Raw genomic sequence first — 20,117 nt, forward strand, 5'->3', positions numbered from 1 at the left:
CAGAATAATCACCCAAATCACATAAATCACAGTTCAGACAATTATCCGCGACATAAAAAATTCCAAAATTCCAAAATTTCAAAAAATTCCTAAATAATAATAAGGGTTTTGCTGCTGCTCCGTGTTATATTCCTATAACCATGTTTATTTATGACCATTAAAGCAGCATGGATACGTTACGGTATCCTGATTTTTTTTACCAGCGGGCTATTAATACAGAGCTGTAGCAAAGCGGATAAACCTATACCGGAAGATCATACCGGAGGTACCGGTCAGCCACCTGGTACCGGCGGAACAAGCGATGTGCCATCTCTGCCTCTCATGCTATACGACTATGTGCATACCAGTGTGGAAATGCCGTCGTACATTTTTAATATCATCAACACCACCACGGACATGGACAATACTCCCGGGGGTAACGCTATCACCAACGAAGGCGCTACACTCGGAAGGGTGCTGTTTTATGACAAGAAGTTGTCTATCAATAATACGATTTCCTGCGCTTCGTGTCATCACCAGGACAAGGCCTTTACAGATGGGACTACAAGATCAAAAGGTTTCGGTGGTCAGCTTACCAGAAGGAATGCCATGTCTACTGTGAATCTCCGCTTCTTCATGGCCAAGAAAATGTTCTGGGACATGAGAGCGGGTAATCTCGAACAGCAAACACTAATGCCTGTGTTGGACAAGGTGGAAATGGGAATGCCTTCCCTGACTGTGCTGGAAGAGAAACTGAGCAAGGTGTCTTATTATCCGGAACTGTTCAGAGCAGCCTTCGGCACAACGCAGGTTACTTCGGAGCGCATCAGCAGGGCATTATCACAATTCCTGCGTTCCATTGTATCCTTCAGGTCCCGTTATGACGAAGGGATGCGCAACAATTTCGCAGACTTCACGCCGGAAGAAATAAGGGGTAAGCGTTTTGTTACAGGCTTGCACTGCGCAGAATGCCACAGTGATTTGAACCACATATTCCCCAATGGCGGTATGGCGCCGATGCTGCCTGCAGAAAATTCAGGGTTGAACGACAAGAACTTCGGGTCGAATAATGGTCTGGAACTGAACTATACAGATAAAGGCATAGGGGAGATCACCGGTAAAGATATTGACCAGGGAACCTTCAAGATGCCTTCTCTCCGCAACATTGAATTAACCGCGCCTTACATGCACGATGGCCGCTTCGCCACTTTGGAAGAAGTGATCAATCACTATGCGGGTAACGTGAAAAATGGCCCCAATACAGGAGGACAGCTGCCGCCGCACGGATTCACCTTTAGTGACCAGGACAAAAAAGATATTATCGCATTCCTGAGAACGCTCACAGATCGTAAGCTGACCGCAGATCCGAGATATGCTGATCCTTTCGTGAAATAAACCGTATCTTCTTTTTTGTTTGTAACTTATTGGCAATAAAATGCTTTTATAAAGATGAACAAGAAAGCAGCATCATCCGGAAACGGATTTACGCAGGGGTTGTCGCAACCTGCTATCAGGGCACTCCACGGGGCTGGGTATACGAAACTGGAACAGCTTACTAAGGCTACAGCAGCAGAGCTGAAGCAATTGCACGGGATGGGGCCTAAAGCACTGGAACAGCTCCGGAATGCACTGGCCGAAAAAGGCCTGGCATTCCGGAGTTAATGGCTACAAGCTGTCGGCAGTCAGCACTTCTTTATTGTATTTATTTTTGTATTCAATGGGTGATAACCCGGTGATCTTTCTGAAGATAGTTCTGAAGGATTTTACATCGTTGTAACCCACATCGCACATAATTTCGCTGATATTCTTTCTGCTGGTCTCGAAGCTCTTCTTGGCAGCTTCTATTTTTACGCGCTGTATATATTCGGTTACGGTGTTGGAGGTTGCTTTTTTAAACCTGCGCTCCAGGCTTCTGCGGCTTAATGCGAACATACTAGCCAGCTGATCTACGGTGATCTTGTCTTCAAAATTACTTTCAATAAATTCCTGGGCCTTACGGATAGGTTCATCCTCATGGGTTTTTTGTCCCTGGAAGATAATGAACGGTGATTGTTTATCGCGGTCAATATCGATCATGAAGGCTTTGGAGATAAGAATTGCGAGATCGCGGTTGGTGTATTTCTCTACCAGGTAAAGCAGCAGATTGAGATAGGAGTAGGCGCCGCCGCTGGTGTACAGTCTGTCGGATTCCGTCATGATTTTATCGTCTACGAGAATAACGTCAGGATACATAACTTTAAACTGATTGGCCGTGCGCCAGTGGGTTGCACATTGTTTGCCTTTCAGCAAGCCGGTGGCGGCGAGGAAGAATGCGCCAATACAAAGGCTGGCTACTTCAGCACCGCTATTGTATTGTTCGATGATCCAGGGGATAAATGCTTTATTCGCTTCCTGCACTTCAATGGGATCGCCATAAACAGCAGGAATAACGATGAGATCAGTTTTCTCCACTTCGTGGAGCAGTACATCCGGGTTAACGGTGAACCGGCCGTTAGTCTGCCTTGTTTCCCTGGAAAGCCCTACCAGCTGTACCTTAAACACAGGTTCTTTGTCCATCTGTTCCCTGAACGAGTTAACCTCTGAAAGTATCTGGTGGGTACCTTCTATGTTGCTTAGGCTGGAATGCCCATAAGGCACCAGTATGGAAATGTGTTTCATAAAGTAAATATAAATAAATATTTATGGTATTGGTCAGGATGAAATGTGTGTTGTAACAGCTTTCCACGCGTTTGGATGACCGGATCCGGAAGCTGTTGTCGTATTTTTCCGGGTTAGATAAAACGTTTTATTAAATTTGCCTGCCGTAGATATCAATAGCCGTCTTAGACGATGTATAACGCACGATTAATAATATCTATTAGCCTGAATCAAAAAAAACACCTATGAAAAAAAAATTATCTCATCTCATCGCGATGATATGCCTGCTTCTGGTGGTAGTTGCGGCAAAAGGACAAGGCCCCCGTACCTATTATGCTGACAAAACCATTGTTGGCCAGACAGAAGATGGAACTGCTGTCAATTATCTGTTATTACATAAAACTTATGCCGGCACATTAACAGAGGACCATTATGTAATGGGGAAAGTAACTGCCATACGCGGCAGCGCCACTGCCTGGAACCGTAAATGGACTGTGGAAGTGAATACTTCCAGCGCCTATGACCGGAACAGGGGAAGCATGATTTGTTATAACGAACCTGCCTCACTGGTGACGCTCACCTATAATGGCGAAGAATATCTTGCTGTCATGATCGCGCTGAATTCATCAATGTATAATTTTACATTTACAGGCTATCTTCGGAATGAGGCGTTGGTCATTGCGTATCAAAGTCAGGTGAGCAATGTGAAACCTTTTGTCGCTTATGATTTGGTTACAGTGCCCGGTTACCTCGCTGTGGGCGGGCCCTTCAGTGATCCTGCACCGGGTAGTGATAAACTGGTTGTTTCAACAGTTGGCTCGGGGGCTGCCACCTTCACCGCCAATACTTCCGGTAATTCCATCTTTAGTGGCGGTCATGCATTGTTGTGTGCTTCTTCCCGGTTTACCGGTGGTGTTGGTATTAGTGTAGGAGATAACAACAGCGGGCTTATACAGGCGTATTCATCCACCAATGAAAATGGCAGCTTGTATCTCAATCCCAATGGCGGAAGTGTAACCATAGGTACTACTGACGCCAAGGGGTATAAACTTGCAGTAGCAGGTGGCCTGATAGCAGAGCGTGTGAGAGTTAAGCTACAGGGCAACTGGCCGGATTATGTATTTCATGAAAATTATCAGTTGCCTTCGCTGCAACAACTGGAAAGTTATGTTACTGAACATAAGCATCTGCCCGGAATACCTGCTGCTGATGAGGTGAAGAATGAAGGAATAGACGTGGGAGAAATGAATAAAAAGCTGTTACAGAAAATAGAAGAACTCACTTTGTATCTTATAGAACAGAATAAGGAAAGCAAAAAGATGTTTGACCTACTCAGAGAAGAAAATGAACAACTGAAGAAAGAGATCAGGCAACTGAAACAACGATAAAAGTGATTACTATGATTTTCCTGAAATTATTATTTTTGATTATAAAGTGAATAATGAATGAAGAAAATCTGTTGTTTATTTGTCATGTTGATGATGATGTACGTGCCGGGAAATAGTCAGGATGGCATACATCACTACCTCTACATTTCTCACGGAGATCTTCCGGAGGTACAGCGTCTGCTGGAGCTGCCGGAGATAAAGGGTGTACAGATCGTGTACAACTGGAAGGACCTGGAGAAGGCAAAAGGTAAATACGATTTCTCAGCCATTGAAGAAGCCCTGGCTGTCATCAGCAAATTACACAAGCAATTGTTTATACAGGTACAGGATCGGTTTTTTAGTCCGGAGGCCCGCAATATACCCGCATACCTGCTGCATGACGCCGGATATAATGGTGGACTTGTACAGCAAGTCGATAATCCCGGTGAAAACAAACTACAGGCCAGCGGATGGGTTACACAGCAGTGGAATCCCGCTGTCAGAGCGCGTTATCAGGCACTGCTGCAAGCGTTGGCTGCGGTTTTTGACGGACGGATTGCCGGTGTGAACCTGCCGGAAACTTCCATAGACATTGATATGAAGCACGACAAAACAGGCTTCAGCTGTGATAAATATTTTCAGGCAGAGATAGAGAATATGCGTTTTGCCAAACAAGTGTTCAAACGGTCTTATGTGGTACAATATGTCAACTTTATTCCCTGCGAGTGGAACAATGATCATCAGTATATGTCGCGTTTGTTTGCTGCTGCCGAAGAAAACAAAATAGGGTTGGGGGGGCCAGATATTATACCTGAACGGAAAGGACAGATGAAGAATTCCTATCCATTCTTTCACCGTTACAAAGGCCGCCTGGCAATTGTAGCCATGGCGGTACAGGAGCCGACGCTTACATATACAAATCCTAAGACAAAAAAGCCATTTACCAAAACGGAATTTGTTTCCTATGCCGCAGGTTACCTGGGTGTGAATATCATCTTCTGGAGCAGTTCGACGCCCTGGCTGAAACAGGCGGCGGCGAACTGAAAATGGAGCCCCCTGGAAGCTGCATGCCGTGCAAGACTTTCCTGAATGCGTAAATGATTTTCCCGATCTCATAAATGAGTAGCGACCCATGCCGGTAATTTTGTAATCCGGAAGTCCAATACCATCTAAATGAGAGCGATTTTTACCATTACACTTACACTGTTACTGTTGCCTGCGGCGCTTTTTGCGCAAAGTAACATCATCAAAGGAACTGTTCACAACCATGAAGGGGGACCTGTTGCTGGCGCTACCGTATCTGTCGGAGGACAAGCGCGAGGCGCTGCTACGGACGCCACAGGTCACTTTGAGATTCCGGGATTATCAGCCGGAGATTATGTATTGCAGGTTTCCCTGATCGGGTTTGAACCTGCTACGCACCGTGTCAAAGTAACCAACGGTACTGTCGAGATAAACTTTTTACTGCAGCCTGCCGTAAGAGACCTGCAACACATTGAGATTACGGGCCGTAAAGAAAAAGGCTATAAGAACACCACCTCCTTCGTAGCCAGCAAAACGGCAACACCACTGAAAGATGTTCCGCAGTCGGTGTCTTATGTAACCAAAGAGCTGATGCAGGACCAGGCCTCCAACCGTATAGGCGACGTAGTGAAGAATATGAGTGGCGTAAACCAGTTCACTTTCTACGATGACCTTACTATCCGTGGATTCCGTATCAATGGCGGCAACACCACACAGCTGATCAATGGCATGCGTACATTCAGCGGTTTCTGGAAACAGCCCGCTGTCAACTACCTGGAAAGGGTGGAAGTGATTAAAGGCCCGGCCTCTGCTTTGTTTGGTAACGCTTCCCCAGGCGGCGCTGTGAACCGTGTAACCAAAAAGCCACTGGAAGAAGTACGCAGGTCCGTTAGCGTTAGCGCCGGCAGCTTTGATACCTACCGTTTGCTGACGGATCTCACGGGGCCGCTTAACCATAAGAAGACGTTGTTGTACCGCCTCAATGTGGGCTATGAAAACGCCAGATCATTCCGCGACCTGCAATTCGATAAGAACCTGGTGGTGGCTCCATCGTTATCATATCTCCCGGGGGAAAAGACCCGCATTAACCTTGATGTGGTATACAATCAATCCAACAGCCGCCTTGATCGCGGACAGTCTGTCTTCAGCAACAATGATATTTACTCTACACCAATCTCCCGGGCACTCAATGCAAAGAATGACTACCTGAAGGAGAAGACTTATACTATAATGGCCTCTGTCAACCACAGTTTCAGCAAACAGCTGGCGCTGAACGTTGGCTACCTGCGTACCGGCTACGACCAGGATCTGCTGGAGCACCGCAGTGCCAACGCCTATGCCAAAGACAGGAATGGAAAATCCATCCCATCGCTGGTGGAACGGCAGGTGTTTGTAAGACAGTCGAAACAACACATGGATAACCTCACTGCCTATCTTACTTACGGTTTTAATACCGGTCGCGTAGAACACAAGCTACTGGGTGGTTTCGACTATTCGCAGAGTGTGTTGCCTCCCGGCGCTTTCCAGAACACTGCCAGCGGTTACCAGTTGAAAGATGGCGGCGCGGCGCCTTACAAGGCAGCAGATTCTGCGAAATATGTGTTCTATAATTATTTCAATGGAAAGGAAAACATCCGTATACCGAAACCCAATGTATCATCATTTGATCTGTTGACCGGTAATAACGGATGGGAAGATATGTCGGGCTACATTTTCAGCAGTGTGCAGAATGGCGCCACCAAGCCTATGTTCACCGCGCTGCATGGCTTCTATATACAGGATCAGGTGAAGCTGGGTGCTTTACAGCTGCTGGCGGGACTGCGTTATGAAACCTATGTGGATAAGGCAGGCTATAAGACTGATAATGAAAAGAAGGTACGTCAGTATAAACTGTTGCCCAGAGTGGGCGTGGTTTACAGTGTTACGCGCAATATCAATGTATACGGAATATATACGGAAGGATATAACCCGCAGGATGCCATGGTGCAGACCAATCCTTTGTCCGGCGGCCCGTTTGATCCTATCGAAAGTGATCTTGTGGAAGGTGGATTGAAAACTGAATGGTTTGATGGGCGCCTTACGGCAAATGCAGCAGTTTACCGTATCCGTCAGCGTAATACGCTGTATGATCCGGGTGTGGCAGGCAAACCGGATCTGCGCGTGCAGGTCGGAGAGGAAGTCTCTAAAGGAGTAGAGCTGGATGTGATAGGACAAATTACGCCATATTGGAATGTACTGCTCACCTACGCATACAACGATGCAAGGCTACTCAGCGCCGGTAAAGCGGATTCCAGCCTGATAGGCATGCAGAAACCCAACGCACCGCGTCAGCAAGGCAGTTTCTGGACAAAGTATACTTTCCATGCAGGCGCACTGCGCAACCTCGGGTTGGGGCTGGGCGGCAATTTCGTTACAGAGCGAAACATATCATTGAACACAGAACAGACACTTCCGGGTTACAGCCTGCTCAATGCGGCCGTATACTACAGGTTACGTAAGCTGCAGCTGCAGTTGAATCTTAACAATATTACCAATAAAACCTATTGGGTAGGGGGATATGATTACCTGCGGCTGTTTCCGGGTGCTCCACGCAACTGGATGGCCACTGCAACATATACTTTCTGACCATCACTATAAAATCAGAACGGCATGACTGTAAAACAAATTACCGGTAAGCTGCATCTATGGCTGGGACTCGCTTCCGGTCTGGTGGTACTGGTGGTGGCGCTGACAGGCAGTATACTTGTCTTTGAACAGGAAATTGACCTGTGGCTGAACCGTGATGTGCTCACTACTACGCATATACACGCTCAGCGGAAATCACTTGATGAGCTGACAGCCGCGGTGCAGCAGCGCGTTATCGGCAAGGAAATACAGCGTATACAGGTATTTCAGGAGCCGAATCGTAATGCATTGTTCATGACCAGTGACAAGAAACCGGATGGTCGTATTATCGTGGCCGTGAATCCTTACACTGCGGAGGTAGCAGGTGTCTATAGTTATGACAAACGGTTCTTTACTATTGTATTGCAGCTGCATCGCTATCTGTTGATGGGAGAAACGGGAAAACTGATTACGGGGATCAGCTGTATAATATTCTTGCTGATGCTGGTAAGCGGTATGGTTTTGTGGTGGCCACGGGTGAAGCAGGCGGTGAAGCAGCGTTTCCGGGTGAAGTGGAATGCTTCCTTCAAAAGACTTAACTGGGATCTGCACGCAGTACTGGGTTTTTATGCCTTCCTGTTCCTCTTTGTTATTGCGGCTACCGGCCTGGTATGGAGTTATCCCTGGGTGAATAAGATGCTCTTCCTGCTGGCTGACGGCAAACCACAGCAAAAGGAAGTGGTGAAGAATGATCCAGCCTCTGTAAGGGGAGTCAACGGTAAGATGGAAAAAATGCTGACGGCATTAAATGCCACCTATACTTTTCCCGGCGATATCAATATCTTCATACCTGCGGAAAGGACTACTGCGGTAATGTTTTCCAAAGAAAATAAAAAGGCGCATATTGACAATGTGGTGAGCGCGATGTACTTCGACCGTAACAGCGGCGCAGCACTGAAAGTAAAGCCCTATGAGCAAGAGTCGAACGGTTCAAAGCTGCGGCGGCTGGTATATCCGGTGCATACGGGTAGTGTTTATGGATGGCCCACTCAAATACTGGCGTTACTGGTGAGCCTCTTTGCGGCTTCGCTACCAGTAACGGGTACTATTATCTGGCTGGGCAGGAGGAAAAAGAAGAAGCCTGCCATTAATAAGATAAAGCCTGTGAATGCACCTGCTTATAAAGGGCTGGAGCTGGCAGGGCAATAATATTTCTGAAAGGATTTAGGGATAACTACCGGGAGCGGCTACACGAAGTATGCCGCTCCCGGTTTCATTTTATTCGGACTTAAGTGATTGTACGGGATCCATCAGCGCAGCCCTGATGGCCTGCCAGCTGATAGTGAGTAATGCGATTGCAACGGCAGCCATACCTACGACCGGAAAGACCCACCAGCTGAGTGTAGCGCGGTAGGCGAAGCTGTTCAGCCATTGCTGCATACTGTACCAAATGACCGGTATGGCAATGACAGCGGCCAATAGTACGAGTTTGATGAAATCTCCGGAAAGCAGGGTTACGATGTTTAATACCGAAGCGCCCATTACTTTACGGATGCCTATTTCTTTGCTGCGCTGCACAGTGCTGTAAGCAGCGAGGCCAAGTAATCCCAGACAGGAGATGAATATCGCGAGCATGGAGAAGTACAGGAACAGATTCCCGAATTGTTCTTCGCTGCGGTATTGGGTATTGAAAGACGCGTCCAGGAAATCATATTTGAAAGGCTTATCCGGCACCAGCTTTCTCCATTCCTTTTCGAGACCGGCAATAACCGCAGGGGTATGCTGTGCTGATATCGAAACCGAGAGGGCGCCCCAGGACCTGGGATCAATACGCATCGTAAGCGGTTGAATCGTTTCCTGCAGCGAGCGCATATGGAAATTTTTCATAACGCCTATTATCCTTCCCTTGCTGCCCCACTGGGAATAACGCCTGCCTATGGCGTCTTCGGGTTTGCTATATCCCAGTATTTTAGCAGCCGCTTCGTTGATAATCATTGCCTGCGAGGAATCAGTAGCATAGGCGGTAGAGAAGCTGCGACCCGCCACCATTTTCATTTCATATAACGAAATGTAGTTGAAGTCCACAAAATAGAGGGCCATATTGGCCTGCTGAAATTCGCCATGGCTATTCTCTAAGACCGTATAGGCATTGGGGTTACCAGAGCCCGGATAACTGGACGACAACGAGCAGCCTTTAACACCGGGAAGGCGTTCTACGACCTGCTTCAGCATGAGCTGCGTTTTATCGGAGTAGGTGGGAATTACCACCATCTGATCTTTCCGGAAGCCCAGCTGGTAATTGCGCATATAGGCTACCTGCCGGTATATAATGACGGTGGCAGCCATCAGCGCCAAAGAGATGGCAAACTGCGTGACTACCAGTCCTTTTCGGAGGAAGATACCTTTATGGCTGGTAACAAACCTCCCTTTCAGTACCGTCACTGGTTTGAAGGAAGACAGTACCACTGCGGGGTACAGCCCAGCCAGCAATCCTGTGCCGATTGCGCCGAGCAGTAGCAGTCCAGGTGCGTACGGGTTTTCAAATATGCTATGACTGATTGTTTTACCCGCGAGTTGATTGAAAAGCGGTAGCAGCAACGCAGCCAGTAACAGCGTAAGGAGGAAGGCAACGAGGCTGACGATCAGCGATTCGCCGATAAACTGGAATATAAGCTGCCTGCCTTCGGCCCCGATTACTTTCCTGACGCCTACTTCCCTGGCTCTCTCTGCGGCTCTTGCGGTGGTGAGGTTGATGAAGTTAAAACAAGCAATCAGGATGATCAGTATTGCCACAATGGAAAAAACATATACATGCTGGATATTGCCTGTAACGCCGGCATACTGCTTGCCGCCGAAATGAAGATATACTTCTTTCAGCGGGTGCAGGGTGAGGGTATAGAACATTTTGTTCTTCTCCATCAGTTCTCTGACATGCCTGTTAAAGAAATCCGGCAATCTGGCTTCCAATGCCTTTACATTTGTGCCGGGCCGCAGCAGGAGGTAAGTTGCCGGCCAGTGATTGGTCCAGTTGTCTGCATTGTTGTGAGAATAAAACTGTGTAATGGTAGACAGGGAGAGTAACATCTCAGCCTTTATCATGGAGTTTTCCGGCAGATCTTTCATGATGCCGGTTACGGTGGCAGTAGCTGCTGAGTCATCTTCTGTAGTGAGTGTAAGCGCTTTGCCCATAGGGTCTTCGTTACCGAAATATTTGCGGGCAGCCGTTTCGCTGAGTACCACACTGAAAGGGGCTTTCAGCGCAGTGGCCGGATCGCCGGACAGCAGCATGAAGTCAAATACCTGGAAGAAGGAGGAATCAGCTCCCAGCATCTTTTTCTCTAGGTAATGCTGCGTGCCTTTGCCAACGAGTATCTCAAAATCACATAACCTGACAAAAGATTCCACTTCCGGGAAATCCATTTTGATCTGCGGAGGGGCAGGCAGGTTAGTGATACCATTATGGATGGTTTCTGTAGGGGTTCTAACGTCAGTGGCTAAACGGTAAATGCGGTCCGCCTTCGTATGAAAGCGATCGTAGCTCAGTTCAAAATGTACGTACAAAAAAATAAGGAAGCATGCAGTCATGCCTATAGCCAGCCCGGATATATTGATAAAGGAAAACACCTTCCGTTTCATCAGGCTGCGGAAGGCAATAAGCATATAATTTTTAAACATGATGCCTTATTTGGTATACTTTGGTCTATCAATAAGACTGCCATATCCATCAATGGCTCCTATAGCTGGTTACGGGGGTGACAACAGCGGCAGATTGTTCAAATCAGCACAGGAGCTGTCCGCTTTCGGACAGCTCCTGTGCTGACAATCCTGACGAGCGTTACTGTCTGTCCCAGAATGGAGGGGGTGTAATACCCAATGAACGCAGGTATACGTAACCCTGGCCACGGTGATGTATTTCATTGTCTATAAAATAGAGCAAAATATAAGTGCCGGTTCCTTCATACTGGCCAAAGGCTTTCACCTGTGCCTGGAAGCGGTCAAGGGTGATATTGGGCCAGGTATCGTTGATCAGTTGGGTGACTTCATCCCAGAGCGCCAGCAGGCCTTCTTTTGTACCAGGTTTTGCCGCAGCATTGTGCTGAGGAAGGTCGCCATAGGCAGGCCATACATTGTTTACGAGGCCGGTCACACCAAAACCCATAGTGATCATTTCCACAGCCAGGTCTGAAAAAGGACGCATGCCGCCGATGGAATGGTGGAACAGTTCATTTTCGGGAAATGCCTCGATCAGTCGGCGGGTGAGTTTACGGTGGCCCTGCCAATGTTCCAGTAAGGCTTCAGGAGTAATAACGGTGGCTACAGGAGTGATAGTGTTTTCCATAAAATTATAAATGTTTAAAGTGATAATTGCTGTTTGACAATACAAAGTAAAAACATGGGTGTGACAGCCCTATGTCAGCAGTAAAAAAATTACTGAAACTTTTTTTAATTCGTACTTTCACCCATTTAATTTTATTACCATTCAGGCCGGAAGTATGGGTTTTTTAAGTGTATCAAATGTATCGAAAGAGCTGAACGGAGCTACAGTATTGGATAATGTGAGCTTTAGCCAGGAACAGTTTCAGCATATTGCCATCGCAGGCGAAACAGGCTCGGGCAAGAGCACGCTCATGAAAATTGTGGGCGGGCTGGTGCAAAAGGATGCCGGCGAAGTACATTTTGAAAACGTAAGGGTAAGGGGCCCGCTGGAAGTGCTGATACCCGGACAACCCGGAACCGCTTATTTGTCGCAACATTTTGAGCTTCGCAATAATTATCGCGTGGAAGAGATTCTGTCGTACGCCAATAAGCTGGTGGATGAAGATGCTGAGAAGGTATATGAAATATGCCAGATCACACATCTGCTGAAACGCAAAACAGATCAGCTTTCAGGAGGGGAGAAGCAACGTATTTCACTGGCCCGCCTGCTCACCACCGCTCCGCGGTTGTTGTTGCTTGATGAGCCGTTTTCCAACCTCGACATGATCCATAAAAATACGTTGAAGACAGTGATCAGTGATGTGAGTGATGATCTGAAGATTACCTGTATGCTTATTTCACATGATCCGCTGGATATTCTTTCCTGGGCTGATAAAATACTGGTGATGAGGAACGGGAAGATTGTACAGGAAGGATCTCCGGAAGATATTTACCTGCGCCCGGGTGATGAATATACCGCCGGCCTCTTCGGAAAGTATAATCGCATAAGCCCAGTCAGGGCGCCACAACTGGGCCTCACAGGCCACGTTAAAGATCTCTTCATCCGCCCTGAACATTTCAGTGTAGTGGCAGAAAACACTACCGGCATCTCCGGCAGTGTAACAAAGAAGACTTTCTTTGGTAGTTATGAAGAGATCGAAGTGATGCTGAACGATGAAAGCATTATTGTCAGAACCAGCGATCATAATATTGCTACCGGTGATACGGTGCATCTTGCAGTGCGGTCTCATTGAGCCGTAAGCACAGGCATCCCGATAGCTGCGGGTGCATTTTCCTGCCCCCATGCCAGTAATTCATGCAGTACGCCTTTCAGGGAATGGCCTCTGGCTGTAAGCCGGTAGGCCACTACTTTAGGTGGCTTTGTATCATAAACAACCCTCTCCACCAGTCCATCCTGTTCCATCTCTTTCAGTTGCGCCGTGAGCATTCTTTCGGTGACAGGTGGTATTAGTTTCTTCAGTTCACTGTAACGTAATTCTTCTTTCGACATTAAACGGTCTATGATCAGTGGTTTCCATCTGCCGCCGACAATGGAGATCGTATAGGATATAGGGCAAAGCGCGATTACTGTGTTTAAGTTGATAGTATTAGTGGACAGTTGTTTCCTCATAAACGAAGCACGAACAATTTTGTACGTTATTGTAAAAGTATGGTTATGTGAAGACATTTGTGTCGTAAATAAAACGCAGTTAAAAAAGAAAACTATGAAGAGCTATCACATTAATGCCGGCGCAGGAATCAATGCACTTACAATAAAAGAACATGATATAAAAGAACCAGGCTTTAATGAAGTACTGGTGAAAGTTAAAGCCACTTCACTCAATTACCGCGAACTGATGATCATTGAAGACGGAAAATATCCATTGCCAGTGAAGCCGGATGTAGTGCCGGTTGCAGACGGTGCGGGAGAAGTTGTGGCCGTTGGCAACGGAGTAACCCGCTTTAAAACCGGTGACCGTGTTACGGGTATCGTTTTCCCGGAATGGGTAGACGGACCTTTCTTATGGGAATATTCACAGCAGTTGGGCGGCTCGCTGGATGGTATGCTGGCTGAGTACGTATTGATGCCGGAACACTGGTTGCTGCATATCCCACAACATCTTAGCTGGGAAGAAGCGGCTACTTTGCCTTGTGCAGGCGTAACGGCCTGGAACGCACTGAATGGCGCCCGTCCTGTATTACCAGGAGAAAATGTTCTGGCGCTTGGCTCCGGCGGCGTGTCGCTCTTTGCCATGCAACTGGCTAAGCTTTCTGGCGCGCGGGTGATCGCTACCACCTCTTCTGATGAAAAGGCAGAGAAGCTGCGGGCGCTGGGAGCCGATGAAGTGATTAACTACAACACCACACCGGATTGGCATCTGGCTGTAAAGCAGCTGACTGGTGGACACGGGGCAGATCATATTATTGAAGTGGGAGGTCCTGGTACGATGGAGCGTTCCATGCAATCATTGAGTGTTGGGGGAGAGATCAGTATGATAGGATGGTTGGCAGGAGGAAGCAGTACCATTGATTTGAACGCCTTCAACGGTACGGTAGGTAATCTCAGACGTATTGCGCTGGGTAGCCGCGCACATCACATTGCCATGAACAGAGCGATTCAGGTGAACGGGTTGAAACCGGTAATTGACAAGGTCTTTCATTTCAACGAAGCAAAAGAGGCGTTACATTATCTGGCTGCCGGCAGATATTTTGGGAAAGTGGTAATCGTACATTAACGCCTGCTATTGCAACGGACACCTTCCGGGAATACCGGAGTATAGGTGGACTTGATGCGGACTTGATATGGATATGTCCTGCTGGTGAGCAGGCCCTTCCTATGCGGGAGCAGCTCACCAGGTAACTGGTGGTTAAACCGGCAGGCATTCATGCGGCTGTTTTATTTTTTTGCCTTATCTTGAGCCGATAAGCAGCCAGAAATGACGTTCCACGCGACTGAAATGAAAGAGTTACAGCGCCGTATCGCGGTATATGATGATGAAGCAGCCTATAAAGAGCTGTTCATTATCTTTTATAAGCCGTTGCTGCAATTCGCCAATTCATTTGTCAAGTCGCATGAGGTGGCAGAAGAGGTGGTGTCTGACGTGTTTCTCCATATCTGGGAACGTCGCCGGCAGTTGGAGGAGATCGTCAACCTCAAGGTCTATTTGTATGTCAGCACTAAAAATACTTCACTCAAATATCTCCTGAAACAACAGAGACAGGTCTCCATCACAATTGATGAATTATCTGTGGAGCTGGAAAGCCCTTATCATAATCCGGAACAGCAGTTAGTTACCGCTGAGCTGATGAACAGGGTACAAACTGCTATCAACGAGCTGCCACCCCGTTGTAAGATCATCTTCAGACTGATCAGGGAGGACGGGCTTCGCTATAAGGAGATCGCCGAAATATTGAATGTATCGGTAAAAACGATTGATAACCAGCTCGCCATAGCCCTTAGCAAAATATCCAGGGCATTGAATTTCAGCCTGAAAAAAAGCAGGTGAATTCGGGAATTTAGGAATTTTGAGATGTAGGAATTTGAAATGCAGCGAAGATGATGTTATAGAATAATTGTTGAAATTGTAACCATGATCTTCGCTGCATTTCAAATTCCTACATCTCAAAATTCCTACATCCCCAAAATATTTCTTTCTTCTCTTTGGTAGATTTCTCAGAAAAAAGGATCCTATTAGTTCAGAGCCTATATAACACGTTATGTCTACCAAACGTATCTGGGAATTGATGGGGAGAAAGCTTGCCGGCGAAGCATCTGCAGAAGAACTGCAGGAGCTCGACGGTTTATTGCGTGCTCACCCGGAACTTCACCTGCCCATAGAAACCATATCTGATCTCTGGAAACAACCTCTTACAGATTCAGACCGCAGCGCAGCTGAAAAGGCGCATGACCGTCATATTGCCCGGATGCAACAATTGGGCATTCCTGTTGGTTTACGTAGTGAGGATGCAGACGAACCGACATTACTCCTGGAAGGCACCAGGAAAAGCAAAAATTACATACGATACCTGGTTGCCGCTGTTGCAGTGGGGCTTATAGCAGGCGCTACGTGGTGGCTGGTACCTTCCGGCAGGCAGGCGGTAAATACTGCACCTGTAAGCGAAGTACTCACCCGTAATGGCTCCAGAACCACGCTGGTGTTGCCCGATGGCACCAAAGTGTGGCTGAATGCAGGCAGCAGGATCACTTATGATAAAGATTTCGGCAATGAATCCAGGGAGATCACACTTACCGGAGAAGCCTTCTTTGACGTAACAAAGAATGCCCGCCGGCCCTTTATTATTCATACAGCTGAGATGGATATACGGGTATTGGGTACACGGTTTAATGTACGGTCATACCCGGAAGATAAGATCACAGAAGCAGCGCTGATTCAGGGCAGTATTGAAGCCTCTCCGAAAGACAGGCCTGCGGAAAAGATCATCCTGAAACCCAGTGAAAAGATCATCGTGCGGAGTGAGGAAACCCTGAAGAAGATACATACCAGCGGAACCGTGCAGGAAGAACCGGTGATCACTGTACAGCACCTTACTTATTACGAAGGAAAAGACAATGCCGTTGTGGAAACATTGTGGATGGAAAACAAACTTGTGTTCCGCGATGAATCTTTTGTATCACTGGCCAAACAGATGGAACGCTGGTATGGAGTGACGGTTACCTTCAAAGATAAGCAGAAGGAGGATCTGCGTTTCACGGGCATCTTTGAGCAGGAGAATGTGCAGCAGGCCCTGGAAGCACTAAAAATGATTGCAGCATTTAATTATACAATCCACGGAAAAGAGATAATCATCAACCAGTAATATTTAATACGTTATGAAAAAAAGCAGGTATAATAGTTCGTGAATGCTGACCGGATAAAAACGGGAAATGCGTCAACATTTCCCGCAGAAGCATAACAGAAACTTTGCCGGTATTGAGAAGCAGCACAAGTTTCCATTTTATTACCTCAAGATTTAAAAGTATGAAAAAATCGCTAACATTTAGGGAGCGAACCACCCATGCCCTGAAAAAAGCTCTTTTAATTACGAGAATTGTCGCGTTATTGCTGCTCGCAGGCGCACTACAGGTATCGGCCAGCGTGAATGGCCAGGGGACCATCACCCTCAAAATGAAGGAGGCGGAGATATCCAAAGTACTGAGCAGCATTGAAAAGCAGGGGAGCTACCGCTTTCTCTATAACAATGCACTTAAAAGCATTCATAATAAGATCAACGTTGATGTAGCCAATTCCGGCATCAGTGAACTGATGGGCACTGTGCTTGCAGGCACCGGTCTTAAGTATAAAGTGATCGAAAATAATCTCGTTGTGATCATGGCGGATGTACCCGGCATGCAGGATATTAAGATTACAGGTAAAGTCACCAGTGCAAAAGACGGTACACCCGTTCCCGGCGCCACCATCAGCGTAAAAGGCACCGGCCGTGGTACGGTTACCGGTGCAGATGGTTCCTATACACTTACTGTGCCTGAGAATGCAACACTCGTGGTTACCTTCATCGGCTTTACCAGCCAGGAGGTGGCGGTCAACAGTCAGTCTGTGGTTAATATTAAGCTGAATGAAGCGATCAGCCAGGTAGAACAAGTGGTGGTAGTGGGTTACGGCGTACAGCGTAAAGTGGATGTAACCGGTGCTATCTCGCAGGTGAAAGGAGATGAAATCTCCAAGCAACCGGCTGGTAATGCCGTGAGCAGCCTGCAAGGTAAAGTGGCGGGTGTACAGATTATCAATAACGGTAAGCCTGGTGCGGCGCCCCAGATCAAGATCAGGGGTACCGGAACGGTGTATGGCAGCAGTAATCCGTTGTATGTGGTGGATGGCGTATGGTATGAGGACATCAGCTTCCTGAACCCGTCAGATATTGAGAACATGAGCATCCTGAAAGATGCATCCAGTGAAGCGATTTATGGTATCCGCGCTGCAAATGGCGTGGTGCTGATCACCACCAGAAAAGGTAAAGCTGGTAAAGCCGTAGTTAACTACAACGGCTATGTGGGTTATCAGAAAGTGACCAACGAAGTGAAGATGGCGAATGCCCATGAATACGCTATTATGGTTAATGAGATCGCCGCGCAGGATAAGAAGTCGCCGCTGCTCAATCCGGACAACTTCGGCAAAGGCACCGACTGGTATCACCAGATATTGAGGAATGCCATGATCACGAATCATCAGATATCTGTGAGCGGTGGCTCTGAAAAATCAACCTATAATTTCTCGCTTGGCTACCTGAAACAGGATGGTCTTGTAAAAGGAAACGACTTCACGCGTTATACTGCCCGTTTACAGAATGAGTTCCAGGTATTTGAACCGTTGAAGATTGGTTATACTGTTACAGCAACGGCTTACAAAGCGAATGATATTCCTGATGGAACGTTCCGTGATCTGTACAGCTCCAGCCCTGTAGTTCCCGTACGGTATGCAGACGGCAGCTATGGAGATCCCAATGATTTTAGCCTGGGAACCGGCGCGAGTAAGAACCCGCAGGCTACACTTGATTTCTATAATCAATATACCAAAAGGCAGATGATCACGGGTAGCGTATATGCTGACTTGCGGTTTGCCAAGCACTTTGTATTCCATACCAGCGTTGGTGGAGAATATGGGGATAGTACCATCCGGAATTATACACCTGCCTATAAAGCTACTTTCTTTCAGCAGAACCAGATCAGCCGCCTGATGCGCACTTCTGTAGAAAGACGTAACTGGATTGTGGAAAATACACTGACTTATGAAAACAGATTTAAGGACCATAGCCTAAAAGTATTGCTGGGTCAGGGTGCACAGCAATATCAGTATTATAAGCTGATTGCTTCCGCACCTAATGTACCTAACAACAGCTCCGGCGATATGTACCTGAGACTTGGCTCTACAGATGGAAGAGAGATAAAAGATGAGGGAGATCTCTATACCATTGCTTCTTATTTCGGAAGGATTAACTATTCATACAAAGATCGTTACCTGTTGACGGCATCCCTTCGTGCTGACGGTTCATCAAAATTCCGGGGCGGCGATCTCTGGGGGTACTTTCCATCTGTTGGCGTGGGTTGGGTATTGAGTGAAGAAAAATTCATCAAGAACCTTAATTTCTTCGATAACCTGAAACTCCGCGGCAGCTGGGGCAGGATAGGGAATGCATCTGTGCCTAATTCAATCGCTGTGTTGAGAGTAGCGCAAGATCCTTTCATGACGGCCATCTTTGGCGGAAGTGTTTATACCGGAGCCAGTATCAATTCTGTTGTTCCTCCTTTCCTGAACTGGGAAAGAGGTGAAGGATCTGATGTAGGTTTGGAAACCAGCATATTTAAAAACAGATTATTCTTAGAAGTGGGTTGGTATAACAGAACTACTCAGTCTGCCATTTTCCTGATTCCCATTCCTGCTTCTGTTGGAACCAATTCCGGTACTATACAGGGTAACCAGGCCAATATCAGGAACCGCGGATGGGAAATATCCGCCAGCTGGAAAGATAATGTGGGTGAAGATTTCACCTACTCCATCGGTGGTAATATCGGCATCAACGATAACAAAGTAATATCTGTGATCTCCGGCAACACACCCATCTACGGCGGAGGTAGCGCCTCTACTGGCGGAGCGCTTGGAACACGCACTATTGTAGGGCAACCCGTTGGTCAATTCTTTGGATATATTGTAGACGGCGTCTTCCAGACAGATGCAGAAGCTGCTGCATCAGCTCAACCTACCGCTAAAGCAGGTGACTTCAAGTATCGTGATGTAAGTGGCGCCAAAGGTACACCAGATGGAAAAATAGATTACTTTGACCGTGTTCCGCTGGGCAATCCCAATCCCAAGTATAGCTATGGTATCAATACCTACATGACCTATAAGAACTTCGACCTCAGTATCGACTTCCAGGGCGTAGCAGGTGTGGATGTATACAATGCTAACCTGGGCCTGCGTTTTGGTAATGAAAACTTTACCAAGGGTTTTTATGATAAACGCTGGCATGGCGAAGGGACTTCCAATACTTACCCATCTGCGTATATAGGTGGACGTGATAACTATCTTCCCAATTCCTTCTTTGTAGAAAAAGGCAGCTATTTCAGAATCAGGAATATCCAGCTGGGATATAATCTGCCCAAAAGCCTGACAGACAGATGGAGAATGCAGAAGCTGCGCGTATACCTGAATGCACAGAATGCATTCAACTTCTTCCGCTACCGCGGTTTTACGCCTGAAATCGGCGGTCCCGATCAACTTAGTATCGGAATTGATAACAACGTATACCCGTTGTTTGCCACTTATAATTTCGGTGTAAATGTCACATTCTAAAGAC

The 20,117-nt window shown here is 47.1% G+C and carries 15 protein-coding genes; 11 read left to right on the top strand and 4 right to left on the bottom strand.

Going from position 1 to position 20,117, the window contains the following annotated elements:
• Window positions 1–150: 150 nt before the first annotated feature.
• Window positions 151–1,374: a cytochrome-c peroxidase gene (locus VM802_RS31915; protein WP_325538576.1), complete on the top strand. Its 1,224-nt coding sequence runs from the start codon at window positions 151–153 to the stop codon at window positions 1,372–1,374.
• A gap of 54 nt (window positions 1,375–1,428) precedes the next feature.
• Window positions 1,429–1,641: a helix-hairpin-helix domain-containing protein gene (locus VM802_RS31920; protein ID WP_325538578.1), complete on the top strand. Its 213-nt coding sequence runs from the start codon at window positions 1,429–1,431 to the stop codon at window positions 1,639–1,641.
• 3 nt (window positions 1,642–1,644) lie between these two features.
• On the opposite strand, the gene VM802_RS31925 is transcribed toward VM802_RS31920, so the two are convergent.
• Window positions 1,645–2,637 carry a GlxA family transcriptional regulator gene (locus VM802_RS31925; protein WP_325538581.1) on the bottom strand — a complete coding sequence of 331 codons (993 nt, stop codon included), beginning with the start codon at window positions 2,635–2,637 and terminating at the stop codon, window positions 1,645–1,647.
• Between the two features lie 224 nt (window positions 2,638–2,861).
• On the opposite strand from VM802_RS31925, the gene VM802_RS31930 reads away from it, so the two are divergent.
• The 4 genes from VM802_RS31930 to VM802_RS31945 all read left to right on the top strand — a co-directional run bounded on the left by VM802_RS31930 (window position 2,862) and on the right by VM802_RS31945 (window position 8,819).
• On the top strand, window positions 2,862–4,004 hold the full coding sequence (locus VM802_RS31930) for a hypothetical protein (protein ID WP_325538583.1): 1,143 nt from the start codon (window positions 2,862–2,864) through the stop codon (window positions 4,002–4,004).
• A 57-nt stretch (window positions 4,005–4,061) separates the two neighbouring features.
• Entirely contained in the window at window positions 4,062–5,027 is a 966-nt protein-coding gene (locus tag VM802_RS31935) for a hypothetical protein (protein ID WP_325538585.1), read from the top strand.
• A 129-nt stretch (window positions 5,028–5,156) separates the two neighbouring features.
• On the top strand, window positions 5,157–7,631 hold the full coding sequence (locus tag VM802_RS31940) for a TonB-dependent receptor domain-containing protein (RefSeq protein ID WP_325538587.1): 2,475 nt from the start codon (window positions 5,157–5,159) through the stop codon (window positions 7,629–7,631).
• Between the two features lie 24 nt (window positions 7,632–7,655).
• Window positions 7,656–8,819: a PepSY-associated TM helix domain-containing protein gene (locus VM802_RS31945; protein WP_325538589.1), complete on the top strand. Its 1,164-nt coding sequence runs from the start codon at window positions 7,656–7,658 to the stop codon at window positions 8,817–8,819.
• Between the two features lie 69 nt (window positions 8,820–8,888).
• Here VM802_RS31945 and VM802_RS31950 read toward each other — a convergent pair whose 3' ends face one another.
• Both VM802_RS31950 and VM802_RS31955 read right to left on the bottom strand, forming a co-directional pair.
• Window positions 8,889–11,285 carry an ABC transporter permease gene (locus VM802_RS31950; RefSeq protein ID WP_325538591.1) on the bottom strand — a complete coding sequence of 799 codons (2,397 nt, stop codon included), beginning with the start codon at window positions 11,283–11,285 and terminating at the stop codon, window positions 8,889–8,891.
• 160 nt (window positions 11,286–11,445) lie between these two features.
• On the bottom strand, window positions 11,446–11,949 hold the full coding sequence (locus VM802_RS31955; RefSeq protein WP_325538593.1) for a DinB family protein: 504 nt from the start codon (window positions 11,947–11,949) through the stop codon (window positions 11,446–11,448).
• 154 nt (window positions 11,950–12,103) lie between these two features.
• Here VM802_RS31955 and VM802_RS31960 point away from each other — a divergent pair, with 154 nt between their 5' ends.
• Entirely contained in the window at window positions 12,104–13,060 is a 957-nt protein-coding gene (locus tag VM802_RS31960; protein WP_325538595.1) for an ABC transporter ATP-binding protein, read from the top strand.
• Here the strand turns inward: VM802_RS31960 and VM802_RS31965 are convergent.
• On the bottom strand, window positions 13,054–13,437 hold the full coding sequence (locus VM802_RS31965; protein WP_325538598.1) for a winged helix-turn-helix transcriptional regulator: 384 nt from the start codon (window positions 13,435–13,437) through the stop codon (window positions 13,054–13,056). The two genes, VM802_RS31960 and VM802_RS31965, sit on opposite strands and share 7 nt — an antisense overlap.
• 94 nt (window positions 13,438–13,531) lie before the next feature.
• On the opposite strand from VM802_RS31965, the gene VM802_RS31970 reads away from it, so the two are divergent.
• From VM802_RS31970 to VM802_RS31985, 4 genes are all read left to right on the top strand, one after another.
• Entirely contained in the window at window positions 13,532–14,542 is a 1,011-nt protein-coding gene (locus VM802_RS31970; RefSeq protein WP_325538600.1) for a zinc-dependent alcohol dehydrogenase family protein, read from the top strand.
• A 201-nt stretch (window positions 14,543–14,743) separates the two neighbouring features.
• Window positions 14,744–15,313, top strand: a complete 570-nt coding sequence (locus tag VM802_RS31975; protein ID WP_325538602.1) for an RNA polymerase sigma-70 factor — start codon at window positions 14,744–14,746, stop codon at window positions 15,311–15,313.
• A gap of 211 nt (window positions 15,314–15,524) precedes the next feature.
• Window positions 15,525–16,625: a FecR family protein gene (locus tag VM802_RS31980; protein ID WP_325538604.1), complete on the top strand. Its 1,101-nt coding sequence runs from the start codon at window positions 15,525–15,527 to the stop codon at window positions 16,623–16,625.
• Window positions 16,626–16,786: 161 nt separating this feature from the next.
• Entirely contained in the window at window positions 16,787–20,113 is a 3,327-nt protein-coding gene (locus VM802_RS31985) for a TonB-dependent receptor (RefSeq protein ID WP_325538606.1), read from the top strand.
• The last annotated feature ends 4 nt before the right edge of the window (window positions 20,114–20,117 follow it).

It is taken from the genome of Chitinophaga sp. (genome assembly GCF_035538455.1).
In the GTDB taxonomy this organism is placed as follows: domain Bacteria; phylum Bacteroidota; class Bacteroidia; order Chitinophagales; family Chitinophagaceae; genus Chitinophaga.

Coding starts and splice junctions, on each gene's coding strand:
- VM802_RS31915 (WP_325538576.1), top strand. CDS start 151: ATGACCATTAAAGCAGCATGGATACGTTACGGTATCCTGATTTTTTTT.
- VM802_RS31920 (WP_325538578.1), top strand. CDS start 1,429: ATGAACAAGAAAGCAGCATCATCCGGAAACGGATTTACGCAGGGGTTG.
- VM802_RS31925 (WP_325538581.1), bottom strand. CDS start 2,637: ATGAAACACATTTCCATACTGGTGCCTTATGGGCATTCCAGCCTAAGC.
- VM802_RS31930 (WP_325538583.1), top strand. CDS start 2,862: ATGAAAAAAAAATTATCTCATCTCATCGCGATGATATGCCTGCTTCTG.
- VM802_RS31935 (WP_325538585.1), top strand. CDS start 4,062: ATGAAGAAAATCTGTTGTTTATTTGTCATGTTGATGATGATGTACGTG.
- VM802_RS31940 (WP_325538587.1), top strand. CDS start 5,157: ATGAGAGCGATTTTTACCATTACACTTACACTGTTACTGTTGCCTGCG.
- VM802_RS31945 (WP_325538589.1), top strand. CDS start 7,656: ATGACTGTAAAACAAATTACCGGTAAGCTGCATCTATGGCTGGGACTC.
- VM802_RS31950 (WP_325538591.1), bottom strand. CDS start 11,285: ATGTTTAAAAATTATATGCTTATTGCCTTCCGCAGCCTGATGAAACGG.
- VM802_RS31955 (WP_325538593.1), bottom strand. CDS start 11,949: ATGGAAAACACTATCACTCCTGTAGCCACCGTTATTACTCCTGAAGCC.
- VM802_RS31960 (WP_325538595.1), top strand. CDS start 12,104: ATGGGTTTTTTAAGTGTATCAAATGTATCGAAAGAGCTGAACGGAGCT.
- VM802_RS31965 (WP_325538598.1), bottom strand. CDS start 13,437: ATGAGGAAACAACTGTCCACTAATACTATCAACTTAAACACAGTAATC.
- VM802_RS31970 (WP_325538600.1), top strand. CDS start 13,532: ATGAAGAGCTATCACATTAATGCCGGCGCAGGAATCAATGCACTTACA.
- VM802_RS31975 (WP_325538602.1), top strand. CDS start 14,744: ATGACGTTCCACGCGACTGAAATGAAAGAGTTACAGCGCCGTATCGCG.
- VM802_RS31980 (WP_325538604.1), top strand. CDS start 15,525: ATGTCTACCAAACGTATCTGGGAATTGATGGGGAGAAAGCTTGCCGGC.
- VM802_RS31985 (WP_325538606.1), top strand. CDS start 16,787: ATGAAAAAATCGCTAACATTTAGGGAGCGAACCACCCATGCCCTGAAA.